Annotated in this window: 12 protein-coding genes; 5 read left to right on the plus strand and 7 right to left on the minus strand. The window is 60.6% G+C overall.

All coding sequences use genetic code 11. From position 1 onward, the window contains the following. The first annotated feature begins 133 nt into the window (after positions 1-133). From dctP to dctM, 3 genes are all read left to right on the plus strand, one after another. Positions 134-1,129 (plus strand): C4-dicarboxylate TRAP substrate-binding protein DctP, encoded by a 996-nt coding sequence (dctP, locus tag AAGW23_RS02785; RefSeq protein WP_342404833.1) that lies wholly within the window; start codon positions 134-136, stop codon positions 1,127-1,129. A gap of 239 nt (positions 1,130-1,368) precedes the next feature. After that, a complete protein-coding gene (locus AAGW23_RS02790) occupies positions 1,369-1,995 on the plus strand; it encodes a TRAP transporter small permease (protein WP_200640145.1) in 627 nt (208 codons plus the stop codon). Beyond that, positions 1,996-3,276, plus strand: coding sequence for a C4-dicarboxylate TRAP transporter large permease protein DctM (dctM, locus tag AAGW23_RS02795; RefSeq protein WP_342404834.1), 1,281 nt, complete (start codon positions 1,996-1,998; stop codon positions 3,274-3,276). It abuts the gene before it with no gap. A 61-nt stretch (positions 3,277-3,337) separates the two neighbouring features. Here dctM and AAGW23_RS02800 read toward each other — a convergent pair whose 3' ends face one another. Further along, complete coding sequence (locus AAGW23_RS02800) at positions 3,338-3,946, minus strand: 2OG-Fe(II) oxygenase (protein ID WP_342404835.1); 609 nt, start codon at positions 3,944-3,946, stop codon at positions 3,338-3,340. A gap of 107 nt (positions 3,947-4,053) precedes the next feature. Here AAGW23_RS02800 and AAGW23_RS02805 point away from each other — a divergent pair, with 107 nt between their 5' ends. Further along, positions 4,054-4,806: a hypothetical protein gene (locus AAGW23_RS02805; RefSeq protein WP_342404836.1), complete on the plus strand. Its 753-nt coding sequence runs from the start codon at positions 4,054-4,056 to the stop codon at positions 4,804-4,806. Positions 4,807-4,831: 25 nt separating this feature from the next. On the opposite strand, the gene AAGW23_RS02810 is transcribed toward AAGW23_RS02805, so the two are convergent. Beyond that, positions 4,832-5,770 carry an alpha/beta hydrolase gene (locus AAGW23_RS02810; RefSeq protein WP_342404837.1) on the minus strand — a complete coding sequence of 313 codons (939 nt, stop codon included), beginning with the start codon at positions 5,768-5,770 and terminating at the stop codon, positions 4,832-4,834. 86 nt (positions 5,771-5,856) lie between these two features. On the opposite strand from AAGW23_RS02810, the gene AAGW23_RS02815 reads away from it, so the two are divergent. Continuing rightward, on the plus strand, positions 5,857-6,474 hold the full coding sequence (locus AAGW23_RS02815) for a DUF6436 domain-containing protein (RefSeq protein WP_342404838.1): 618 nt from the start codon (positions 5,857-5,859) through the stop codon (positions 6,472-6,474). Positions 6,475-6,490: 16 nt separating this feature from the next. Here AAGW23_RS02815 and AAGW23_RS02820 read toward each other — a convergent pair whose 3' ends face one another. The 5 genes from AAGW23_RS02820 to AAGW23_RS02840 all read right to left on the minus strand — a co-directional run bounded on the left by AAGW23_RS02820 (position 6,491) and on the right by AAGW23_RS02840 (position 11,949). Next, the gene (locus AAGW23_RS02820; RefSeq protein WP_342404840.1) at positions 6,491-7,393 is read right to left on the minus strand and encodes an ABC transporter permease subunit; all 903 of its coding nucleotides are present in this window, start codon (positions 7,391-7,393) and stop codon (positions 6,491-6,493) included. Further along, on the minus strand, positions 7,390-8,286 hold the full coding sequence (locus AAGW23_RS02825; RefSeq protein WP_019340812.1) for an ABC transporter permease subunit: 897 nt from the start codon (positions 8,284-8,286) through the stop codon (positions 7,390-7,392). Before AAGW23_RS02825 ends, AAGW23_RS02820 begins: the two co-directional genes overlap by 4 nt. After that, positions 8,283-9,434: a polyamine ABC transporter ATP-binding protein gene (gene potA / locus AAGW23_RS02830; RefSeq protein WP_342404841.1), complete on the minus strand. Its 1,152-nt coding sequence runs from the start codon at positions 9,432-9,434 to the stop codon at positions 8,283-8,285. Before potA ends, AAGW23_RS02825 begins: the two co-directional genes overlap by 4 nt. Positions 9,435-9,539: 105 nt before the next feature. Further along, positions 9,540-10,625: a polyamine ABC transporter substrate-binding protein gene (locus AAGW23_RS02835; protein WP_342404842.1), complete on the minus strand. Its 1,086-nt coding sequence runs from the start codon at positions 10,623-10,625 to the stop codon at positions 9,540-9,542. Between the two features lie 226 nt (positions 10,626-10,851). After that, positions 10,852-11,949: a polyamine ABC transporter substrate-binding protein gene (locus AAGW23_RS02840; RefSeq protein WP_342404843.1), complete on the minus strand. Its 1,098-nt coding sequence runs from the start codon at positions 11,947-11,949 to the stop codon at positions 10,852-10,854. Positions 11,950-12,132: the final 183 nt, after the last annotated feature.

Consider the following 12,132-nt stretch of genomic DNA (forward strand, 5'->3'; position numbering starts at 1 on the left):
TCCATGGATCGGCAAGCCGGGCCGTCGTGCGGCGCAACGATGTCATCAATTACGCCTAGACTTGTCTTGCTGGTTTCAGCCGAGCGCCCTTTCCCGATGCGGGTGCTCATTCACAACAAGAGGAAACACAACAATGTTCAAGCTGACTGCTACAGCGCTCGCCTGTGCTCTGTCCCTCGGTATGGCAAGCCTGGCCCAGGCCGCCGACCCGATCCTGATCAAGTTCTCCCACGTGGTTGCCGAGAACACGCCGAAAGGTCAGGGTGCCATCATGTTCAAGAAGCTCGTTGAAGAGCGTCTTCCCGGCAAGGTTGAAGTTCAGGTTTACCCTAACTCGTCCCTGTTCGGCGATGGCAAGGAAATGGAAGCACTGCTGCTGGGCGACGTACAGCTGATCGCGCCGTCGCTGGCGAAGTTCGAGCACTATTCCAAGGGCGTTCAGGTGTTCGACCTGCCGTTCCTGTTCGACGACATCCAGGCGGTTGACCGCTTCCAGCAGAGCGATGCCGGTCAGAAGCTGCTGAGCTCGATGGAAGACAAGAACATTACCGGCCTGGCCTACTGGCACAACGGCATGAAGCAGCTGTCGGCCAACAAGGAACTGCGTGAGCCGAAAGACGCCCGCGGCCTGAAGTTCCGCGTACAGGCTTCCGCAGTACTGGACGAGCAGTTCAAGGCCCTGCGTGCCAACCCGCGCAAGATGAGCTTTGCCGAGGTCTACCAGGGCCTGCAGACGGGTGTGGTCAACGGTGCCGAGAACCCCTACTCGAACATCTACTCGCAGAAGATGCATGAAGTTCAGAAGCACATCACCGAGTCCGACCACGGTCTGCTCGACTACATGCTGATCACCAACACAAAGTTCTGGGAAGGTCTGCCTGAAGACGTGCGCTCCGAGCTGGACGAGATCATCGACGAGGTCACCGTTGAGGTGAACAAGCAGGCCGATGCCCTGAACCAGAAAGCCAAGCAGGACATCCTGGCTGCCGGCACCACTGAGATTCTCGTTCTGACGCCGGAAGAGCGTGCCAAGTGGCGCGAAGCCATGAAGCCCGTTTGGAGCAAGTTCGAGAACGACATCGGTGCCGACCTGATCAAGGCCGCCGAAGAAGCCAACAAGGCTCAGTAAGCCTTGCCGGAGGGCAGCCACAAGCTGCCCTCCGCGTCCCGAATAGAGCAATACCAGCGATATCGACAGACCAGTGAAAAGACAACCCAGTCAGGCAATATCAACGGCGCGGTGATCCCGAACCAGAGGCCTGTAAAACAAGAGTTTTTCATTGTTCTGTCACCCGGTCACCCGACCGGCCCATGGCGCACGTTCTGTACGCCCACCGAAATAATGCAATCCATCAGGAGATGTCATCCATGAACGCCCTCTGGCGCGTCTGGGACCACTTCGAAGAAGCGTTTATCGCCTTCCTTCTGGCCGCCATGACCTTGGTGACCTTCGTTTATGTGGTCTTGAACAACCTCTACACCGTGTTCTACAGCCTCGGCGATCGTTACGAGGGTGCCAGCGATCTGTTCTTCGCCATGGGTGATTTCACCATCGGTCTGGCGCAAGAAATGACCTGGAGCACGGCACTGACCAAAGCGCTGTTTGCCTGGCTGATCTTCTCAGGCCTGGCATACGGTGTGCGTACCGCTGGCCACATCGGCATCGATGCGCTGGTCAAGCTGGCGCCGCGTCACATCCAGCGTTACATCGGCTTTGTTGCCTGCCTGTTCTGCCTCGGCTATGCAGGCCTGCTGGCCTTTGCCAGCTTCAATTGGATCTCGGCGCTGTTCACCGCAGACATCGGCGCCGAAGACCTCGGTCATTTCGGGGTCAAGCAATGGCACATTGGCATGATCGTGCCGATCGGATTCGCCATGGTGTTCATCCGTTTCGCCGAAATCTTCGTGCGCATCTTGCGCAACGAGCAAACCGGCCTCGGCCTGGCTGACGAAGCCGCCGAAGCTGCGAAACTGGGTGCAGAGGAGCCGAAGTAAATGACTATCCTGTTCCTCTTTGTCGCGCTCTTCGCGCTGATGTTCATCGGCGTGCCGGTGGCCGTTTCCCTCGGCCTGGCCGGTTCGCTGACCATCCTGCTGTTCAGCCCGGATTCGGTCACCTCGCTGGCGATCAAGCTGTTCGAAACGTCCGAGCACTACACCCTGCTGGCGATCCCGTTCTTCCTGCTGGCCGGCGCGTTCATGACCACCGGTGGCGTCGCCAAACGACTCATCGATTTTGCCAACGCCAGCGTCGGCCACATCCGCGGTGGCCTGGCTATCGCGGCGGTTCTGGCCTGCATGCTGTTCGCTGCGCTGTCCGGTTCTTCGCCGGCGACGGTCGCGGCGGTCGGCTCGATCGCCATCGCTGGCATGGTGCGTTCCGGCTACCCGCAGGCCTTCGGCGCCGGCATCGTCTGTAACGCCGGTACGCTGGGCATCCTGATCCCGCCGTCGATCGTCATGGTGGTCTACGCCGCCGCGACTGAAACCTCCGTGGGCAAGCTGTTCATGGCCGGTGTGGTGCCGGGCCTGCTGCTGGGCCTTGGGTTGATGGTGGCGATCTACATCATTGCCGTGAAAAAGAACCTGCCTGCGCTGCCGCGAGCCACCTTCCGCGAGTGGCTTTCAGCCGCACGCAAGGCGGTCTGGGGCCTGCTGCTGATGGTGATCATCCTCGGCGGCATCTACTCGGGCATGTTCACCCCGACCGAAGCGGCTGCGGTGGCGGCGGTGTACTCGGCGTTCGTAGCGCTGTTCGTCTACAAGGACCTGACGCTGCGCGACTGCCCGAAGGTGCTGCTGGAGTCGGGCAAGCTGTCGATCATGCTGATGTTCATCATCGCCAACGCCATGCTGTTTGCGCACGTACTGACGACTGAACAGATCCCGCAGCAGATCACTGCCATGGTGCTCGAGGCCGGCCTGCAGCCCTGGATGTTCTTGCTTGTAGTGAACATCGTCCTGCTGATCGCCGGTGCCTTCATGGAGCCGTCAGCCATCATCCTGATCCTGGCACCGATCCTGTTCCCGATCGCCATCGAACTGGGCATCGACCCGATTCACCTGGGCATCATCATGGTGGTGAACATGGAAATCGGCCTGATCACGCCACCGGTGGGGCTGAACCTGTTCGTCGCCTCGGCAGTTACGGGCATGCCAGTGACTCAGGTGATCCGTGCCGTGATGCCGTGGCTCGCGTTGCTGCTGAGCTTCCTGATGATCATCACCTACGTGCCGTCGATCTCGCTGGCGCTGCCAAACTTGCTTGGCATGTAACGCTCGTCGATCAAACCGTTCCCTTTAGCCCGGCTCTCGCCGGGCTTTTTTTTTGCCTGCGTTACAGCGCGAGCACATCCGCAGGACGCCGGCGAAACCACCCCGTCAACGAAAGGCGGTCGGTATGGGTAACCAAGACTTCGTGAGGGAAGTCACCCGACAGGAAAACCAGCAAATCGCCCGCAAGCGGCGGGATGTCGCGCCGAGAACCGTCAGCGAAATGCATGCGCAGCTCTCCACCATCAGCCGGTTGCCAGTCCGGGTTGAGATAGACCACGGCGGTGACGCAGCGGCTGTCATCATCGCGGAAGCGATCCAGATGGGTCTGATAGAAGGCTCCCGGCGGATACAGGGCGAAATGGCATTCAAACTCTTCCAGGCCGAGAAACAGCGTCTGGTTCATGCGCTGTCGAAGTCCATCCATCAACTCCAGATAGCGGTCACATAAGGGCGACTGGCCTGGCTCGAGCCATTGAATCTGGTCGCCACGGATGCCTTCGCGAATGGTCAGCGCGTCGCCGCGGCCGATTCCCGCCGGGGCCAGGTCGCCTTGTGCCTCACGCTTGCGGCACTCCGCTGCCAAACCGAGGGTCAGATCGTCTGACAGGAACGAATGACGTAGCGCCCAGCCATGCTCGGCGAGGTCGTCAATGATGGGATCGAACTGCAAGGAAGAGACTCCGAAAGGATTGTTTCGGAGTCTAGCAGCAGCGCTTTCGCGCCTCGACAGCAGCCGTCAGGGCGCTGAAAATAATCTGCCCGCCAACAGGAGCTTCCATGCGCGCTTTAATCGCTTGTGTATTACTTGCCTTCAGCTGCAGCACCCTCGCCGACACCTACGACGAGCTGTACGAAACCGCCGGCTGGACCGAACAACGCGCCAATTTCAGCGATGCCCTGACTGCCGCCCAACAACGTTACAAGAACACCCTGCCGCCGGCGGTTTACCAGGCGCTGGTAACCAACAGCAACCGCCGCTTCGCGGTCAACGCCATCGATCAGCGGGCCAAGCAGGCGCTGCGTGATAACCTCGATGATCCGCAACCCGCGCTGGATTTTTTCCAGTCGCCGCTAGGCCACAAGGTGGTGGCCGCCGAGACCTTGGCCGGTCGCCGCGAGCAGTTGGCTCGCTATGAAAACGACATTCCGCGCATCGACGCCGGCAGCAACCGGCAGCTGCTGATCCGCCATCTGGCTCAGGCGATACCCGCCGCCGAAGCCGGTGCGGAGGTCAGCCTGGCCTTGGCCGGCGTCGCGGCGGACAGCCTCAGCCAGATGATTCCGGGCCTGCTCGGCGGTGGCCAGGCGCAGGGGCTGCTGGACAGCCAACGCGAGCGCCTGCAACAGCAGGTGGAGAGCGATCTCGACAACACGCTGCTGTACATCTATCGAGACCTCTCCGACGCCGAACTGGAGGAGTTCGTCCAATTCGCCCAGTCGGAAGTCGGTCAGCGCTACTACAGCGCAGCGCTGCAAGCCCTGCGAGCCGGGCTAGCAGTCGGCTTGAGCGGCAACGAAACTCAGGCTTAAGCGGCTCCTCAGCGGGCGCGCCAAGCTATTTCAAGCGCTCGCTGAGAAAACCGAAATATTCACGGCGCAGGGCTTCCTGTTCGTTGACCAGGTGATGCCGTGCCGCCGGCAGCCGAAGAATTTCCGGGGCGGCGAATTTTTCCTGCAGGACCGGCAGGTTGTGTTGCCAGTCGACCGTCATATCGGCCTCCCCCTGCACGATCAGTGGACTGTGCGGGCTAGCGGGCGCCGCTTCGATACGCTGAATCCAGCGTGACAGTGCGCCCACCCAGGCGGTCGGCAGGATATTCGGCTGCAGGGGATCGTTGGACTGGATGAACTGGAGAAACGCCGGATCGCCCGAGTTTTCACTAAAGCGCCGCGGAATCTGTTTGACGAAGCGCCGCATCACCTCATAGCTGAAACGTGACCATCCCCAGGCCCGCGGCCGCACCAAGGGCGCCAGCAGAATGCTCTGTCCCAGCGCAGGGTGCACCGGCTGGCAGAGCAGGTAATCCAGCACGATGGCCGCGCCCGTACTCTGGCCCAGCAGATGCCAGGGTTGCGGCAGCTCCATCGCAGCAGCTTCGTGCAGCAGGCCTTGCAGCACCGCCTGGTATTCCTCGAATTCATTGATGCTGGCGCGTGGCCCGCTGGACAGCCCATGACCCGGCAGGTCGCAGGCGAGCACAGCGAAGCCCATGCGCAACCCCCAATCCACCACGTGCCGGTACAAGCCCATGTGGTCGTAGTAACCGTGCAGCACCAGCAACGTCGCCACCGACTGTTCGGGGTACCAGGCCTGAGCCACAACGTCATAGCCGTGCACCTGAAAGCGCCCCAGGCGCCGCTGGATACTGCTGTGGTGAGGCAGATCCAGCCCGTAGTAGGCCTGGTAGAAACGTGCATCGGCGGTCAGCTCGGCGGCGGGACGAAGCGGGCTTAATTGCGCGCGGAGCGCGTCGGGATTGATTCGCGAAGGCATGAGCGGTTTTCTTGCTAGCGGTAAGCGGGATATTCAGCTCTGCAGCGCGACGTGGCAAGCTGGCGCATCCATCCAAGAGCTCCGTCATGTCCGTACGCAACAAGTATCTGATCGCGGCACTCGTTGCCCTGCTCTGGGGTGGCGCCATGCTGGCCGCCTTCTGGTGGTTCGAGGCACGCTACCTGCGACCCTTCGAGACCGAGCGGGCCGAGCTGTTCTCCGGCGACCAGCTGGCATTGCCCGATTCGCTGAGCGGTGCTGGGCCGGTTCGGGTGGTGCACTTCTGGGATCCTGCGTGCCCCTGCAACGCCGGCAATCAGCAACACCTGGCCGAGCTGGTGCAGCGCTTCGGTGGGCGGGGCGTGAGCTTTTATGCGTTGCAAAAGCCGGGCAGCCAAGGTCATCTGCCTGATCAGCTGGCCGGCCTGCAGCCGCTCACGGACCTGCCGGGATCCAGCAGTCTGCCCGCCAGTCCGGCAGTCGGGATCTGGGATGGCGGTGGACGGCTGATCTACATTGGCCCCTACAGCGAAGGGGCCGTGTGCAGCTCCGACAACAGTTTCATCGAGCCAATCCTCGAAGCGGTACTGGCTGGCCGCCAGGTCAGGGTGACGCACTCACTCGCGGTGGGTTGTTTCTGTGACTGGGGGCCCGCGCCCGCCATTGAAACTGCAGCGAACCAGCAGTCAGCGGTTAACCGCTGACTGCCAGCAACGCCGCTCAGCTGTGCGCCGAGGGCGGCGTCATCACCTTGCGACTGTCGATCACCTGACGCCAGGTCGGGCTGGTGTCGGTTTCGTCCATTGCTTGGCGCATCGCACGCACGCGGCGCTTCTCGGCGCGACGGCCGATGTACCAGGCAATGAAGGTTGCCAGCGACACCACCAGCAGGATCAGGCTGGCGACGGCGTTGATCTCGGGTTTCACGCCCAAGCGCACCGCCGAGAAAATCTCCATTGGCAGCGTCGTTGCGCCTGGACCGGAGACGAAGCTGGCCAGAACCAGATCGTCCAGCGACAGGGCAAAGGACAGCATGCCGCCAGCCGCCAGAGACGGCGCAATCATCGGCATGGTGATCAGGAAGAACACCTTCCAGGGGCGCGCGCCCAGATCCATTGCCGCTTCCTCGATGGACTGATCCAGCTCGCGCAGACGCGCCATCACCACCACCGCGACATAAGCCGAGCAGAAGGTGGTGTGGGCGATCCAGATGGTGACGATGCCGCGCTGTGCAGGCCAGCCGACCAGCTGCGCCATGGCCACAAACAACAGCAGCAAGGACAAACCGGTGATCACCTCGGGCATCACCAGCGGCGCCGTGACCAGACCGCCAAACACGGTGCGGCCCCGGAAGTTGGGAATCCGCGTCAGCACGAAGGCAGCCATGGTGCCCAGCGCCACTGCGGCAATAGCGGTGTAGAACGCGATCTCCAACGATCGCATGACTGCACCCATCAGTTGGGTGTTGTCCAGCAACCCGGCGTACCACTTCAGCGACCAGCCACCCCACACCGTCACCAGCCGTGACGCGTTGAAGGAATAGATGACCAACAGCACCATCGGCAGGTAGATGAACAACAACCCGAGTATCAGGATCAGGTTGGAAAAGCTGTAACGCTTCATAGCTTGCCCTCCAGTTCCTTGGTCTGGTTCCTGTTGAACAGAATGATCGGCACCAAGAGGATCGCCAGCATCACCACCGCCAGTGCAGACGCTACCGGCCAGTCGCGGTTATTGAAGAACTCCTGCCACAGCACCTTGCCGATCATAAGCGTCTCCGGTCCGCCGAGCAGCTCAGGGATGACGAACTCGCCCACCACCGGAATGAATACCAGCATGCAGCCAGCGATGATGCCGTTCTTGGACAGGGGCACGGTGATCTTCCAGAAACTGGTCAGGTTGCGCGCGCCCAGGTCGGACGCGGCCTCCAGCAGGCTGAGGTCGTGTTTCACCAGGTTGGCATAGAGCGGCAGGATCATGAACGGCAGGTAGGAATACACCACGCCGATGTAGACGGCGAGGTCGGTGTTGAGGATGCGCAGCGGTTCATCGATCAGGCCCAGGCCCTGCAGCAGGCCGTTGAGAATGCCGTTGCTGCTGAGGATGCCCATCCAGGCGTAGACGCGAATCAGGATCGCCGTCCAGGTCGGCATCATGATCAGCAGCAGCAGCACGGTCTGCAGGTCCTTGCGTGCCCGAGCGATGGCATAAGCCATCGGATAGCCGACCAGCAGGCAAATCAGCGTACTGAAAAAGGCGATGCGCAGCGAACCGGCGTAAGCCGCCCAGTACAGATCGTCCTCGCTGAGGAAGACGTAGTTTCCCAGGTTGATGATGATCTGCAACTGCTGCTCGGCGTAGGCAAAAACCTCCGTATAGGGCGGTATCGCCACATCGGCTTCGGCGAAGCTGATTTTCAGCACGATCACGAACGGCAGCAGGAAAAACAGCGCCAACCAGAGGAAGGGAACGCCGATGACCAGTCGACGACCAGGGTTCAGGCGTGAGCGGCTCATGCCTGCAACACCACGCCGCTGTCGTCCCACCAGTAGACGAACACCTGTTCCTCCCAGGTCGGCAGTTTTACATGTCGCTCGGCGTTGGCCATGAACGCCTGCAGGATGCCGCCGGACGGCAGCTGGATGTAATAGACCGAGTGGCCGCCCAGATAGGCGATGTCGTAGACGACGCCCTTGGCCCAGTTATAACCGGGTCGCTGCAGGTCAGGCAGCTCGGTGCCGATCAGCAGCTTTTCCGGCCGTATGGCGTAAGTGATCTGCTTGTCCTGAGCACGGGTGCTGATGCCGTGGCCGACGTAGATCGGATTGTCCAGGCCAGGACAGGCGATCACGGCATGGTCTTCCAAGTCTTCGATCAGCTCACCGTCGAACAGATTGACGTTGCCGATGAACTCGCACACCAGGCGGCTCGCTGGCGTTTCATAAATGTCCATCGGGCTGCCGACCTGGGCGATCCAACCCAGATGCATGATGGCGATGCGCTCGGCCATGGTCATGGCCTCTTCCTGGTCGTGGGTGACCATCACGCAGGTCACGCCGACACGCTCGATGATCTGTACCAGTTCCAGCTGCATCTGCGAGCGCAGCTTCTTGTCCAGCGCGCCCATGGGTTCGTCCAGCAACAGCAGCTTTGGCCGCTTGGCCAGCGAGCGGGCCAGCGCCACACGCTGACGCTGACCGCCCGAGAGCTGGTGCGGCTTGCGTTTGGCGTACTGGCTCATCTGCACCAGGGTGAGCATCTCGTCGACGCGGGTCTGCACTTCGTCCTTCGACAGCCCATCCTGCTTCAGACCGAAAGCGATGTTCTGCGCCACGGTCATGTGCGGAAATAGCGCGTATGACTGGAACATCATGTTGATCGGCCGCTCGTAAGGCGGCATGTCCGTGATGTCCTGGCCATCGAGAAATATCCGCCCTTCGGTGGGCCGCTCGAAACCGGCCAGCATGCGCAGCAAGGTGGACTTGCCCGAGCCGGACCCGCCAAGCAGGGCAAAGATTTCGCCTTGGTGAATGCTCAATGAGACATCATCGACCGCCACCGTTTCGTCGAACTTCTTGGTGACGCGGTCGATCTTCAGCAGCACCTGCTTGTTCTGGCTCTCACCGGTGAGGGCCTTTTTGTAGGCGCTGGAGGCAACGGCCATGCGCGAACTCCCGATTGGAATGATGGGCCCGGACGGCGCCGGGAAACGACATGTTGCAAGGGCAGGACGGAAGACCAGCAGCGACTCCCGCCTTACCCGGTGAGACTATTGACCGGACTTGACCTTGGTCCAGGTACGGGTCATCAGGCGAATGATCTTCTGTGGCAGCTCGGCGGAGACGTACAGACGATCCAGCACCGCTTGTGGGGGATAGACAGACGGATCGTTACGCACCTCCTGGTCCATCAGCTCGCCCGCCTTGAGATTGGGGTTGGCGTAGCCAACGTAATCGCTGACCGACGCGATCACCTCGGGCTCGAGCAGATAGTTGATAAAGGCATGGGCTTCCTCGACATTTTGCGCATCGACCGGAATGGCCAGCATGTCGAACCAGAGATTGCCGCCCTCTTTAGGAATCGTATAGGCGATGTCGATGCCCTTGCCGGCTTCATCGGCGCGCGCCGCCGCCTGGAAGATATCCCCGGAGAAACCTGCGGCGATGCAGATGTTGCCGTTGGCCAGGTCCGAAATGTACTTGGATGAATGGAAATAGCGGACATAGGGGCGTATTTCGAGCAGTTTCGCTTCAGCCTTGGCGTAATCGTCGGGGTCGGTGCTGTTGGGGTCCAGGCCCAGATAGTTGAGCATTGCCGGGATCATTTCATCAGGCGAGTCGAGCAAGGCAATGCCGCAGCCGGCCAACTTCTTGGCGTTCTCCGGCTCGAACAGTACCGCCCAGGAATCGACCTTCTCGATGCCCAGCGCAGCCGTGACCTTTTCTACGTTGTAGCCAATGCCATTGGTGCCCCAGAGATAGGGCGCCGCATAGGCATTGCCCGGATCGTTCTTTTCGAGCTGCTTGAGCAGCGCGGGGTCCAGGTGTTCCCAATTGGGCAGCTTGCTCTTGTCCAGTTTCTGGAAAGCGCCAGCGCGAATCTGCTTGCCGAGGAAGTGGTTCGAAGGCACCACCACGTCATAGCCAGTCCGGCCAGCGAGCAGTTTGCCCTCAAGGGTCTCATTTGAATCGAACACGTCATAGACAGGCTTGATGCCCGTCTTTTCTTCGAATTCTTCCAGTGTTGTTTCGCCGATGTAATCGGACCAGTTGTAGATATGCACCGTGGCAGCCTGAGCGGATGCAGCACCGCTGACCGCAGCGGCTATAAGAAGCGACTTCAATGTCGAGCGCATGAGAGTGTCCTCTTGGTGCAGACCGCGCGATCAGTGGGCGAAAGGCGGGCTGTTTATTGGAAAAACCTCTAAAAATCAACTGGCAAGGCGTAACAGACGAGACGGTCATGCCCGTCGGAGGCACCGCAGCCGAATCGCAAGCCAGGGTTGCGGGTCGGTACTTCGCCCCTAAAAGGGTTTCTGAAGCTCGCGCAGGCCCACGAGGAGGCCTGGCGAGACGGGTGAATCAACGGCCGGATTTGATCTTGGTCCAGCTGCGCGTCATGGTGCGCTGGGTCTTCGGATCGAGGTCCGGGAATGTGTAGAGCTTCTGCAGCACAGCCTGGCTCGGGTAGACACCCGGGTCGGTACGAATCGCTTCATCCACCAGCGGCGTGGCGGCAGCGTTGCCATTAGGGAACTGCACATAGTTGGTGATGTTAGCCATCACCTCAGGCTTCATCAGGTAGTTGAGGAAGACATGAGCCTCGTCGACATTGTTCGCATCAGCCGGGATCGCCAGCATGTCGAAGAAGGTGCCTGCGCCTTCCTTGGGAATGTTGTACTTGACCTGAACCTCGTTGCCGGCCTCTTCGGCACGCGCCTTGGCCTGGTAGATGTCACCGGAGTAACCGATGGCAACGCAAACGTTACCGTTGGCCAAATCGGAGATGTACTTCGAGGAATGGAAATAGGCCACGTTCGGACGGATCTGCATGAACAGCTCTTCAGCCTTCTTCAGCTCGTCCTTGTTGGTGGTGTCAGGTTTGTAGCCCAGGTAATGCAGCGCAGCGGGAAGGATTTCGGTGGGCGAATCGAGGAAGGAAACGCCACAGGATTTCAGCTTTTCCATGTTTTCCGGCTTGAACACCAGGTCCCAGGAATCGACCGGAGCGTCTTCGCCCAGCGCAGCCTTGACCTTCTCAGGGTTGTAGCCGATGCCGATGGTGCCCCACATGTACGGCACCGCGTACAGATTGTCCGGGTCGCTCGGCTGGAGCGCTTTTAGCAGATCCTTGTCGAGGTTTTCCCAGTTTGGCAGCTTGCTCTTGTCGAGCTTCTGGAACACCCCGGCCTTGATCTGCTTCGCCAGGAAGGGGTTGGACGGTACGACTACGTCATAGCCGGAGCTGCCGGCGAGCAGTTTGGCTTCCAGCACTTCATTGCTGTCGAATACGTCGTAGACGACCTTGATGCCGGTTTCCTTGGTGAAGTTGTCCAAGGTGTCTTCGGCAATGTAGTCGGACCAGTTGAATACGTGCAGCACCTTGTCTTCGGCCTGGGCGGCGCTGGCGACCGCGCCAGCCAGCGTCATTGCAAGTAGGGTCTTGGCAAAGGTTTTCATCCGTGCAGCTCCTGTTGTAGTCATCTGTTGGGCTGTGGGCAGCTCATGGTGTGCCGGCATCGACACACCCTCGGTAAGTCAGGCCAAAGCACGCGCGCAGTCTGGCAAGGTCGCTGACTGTTTTTCAACAGCTTGCCTGCGCTCCGCGCGGACGCGTTCCAAGTCGCTAATTGGCGCCGGAAG

It is taken from the genome of Stutzerimonas chloritidismutans, from assembly GCF_038562055.1.
GTDB classification, from domain to species: domain Bacteria; phylum Pseudomonadota; class Gammaproteobacteria; order Pseudomonadales; family Pseudomonadaceae; genus Stutzerimonas; species Stutzerimonas chloritidismutans_A.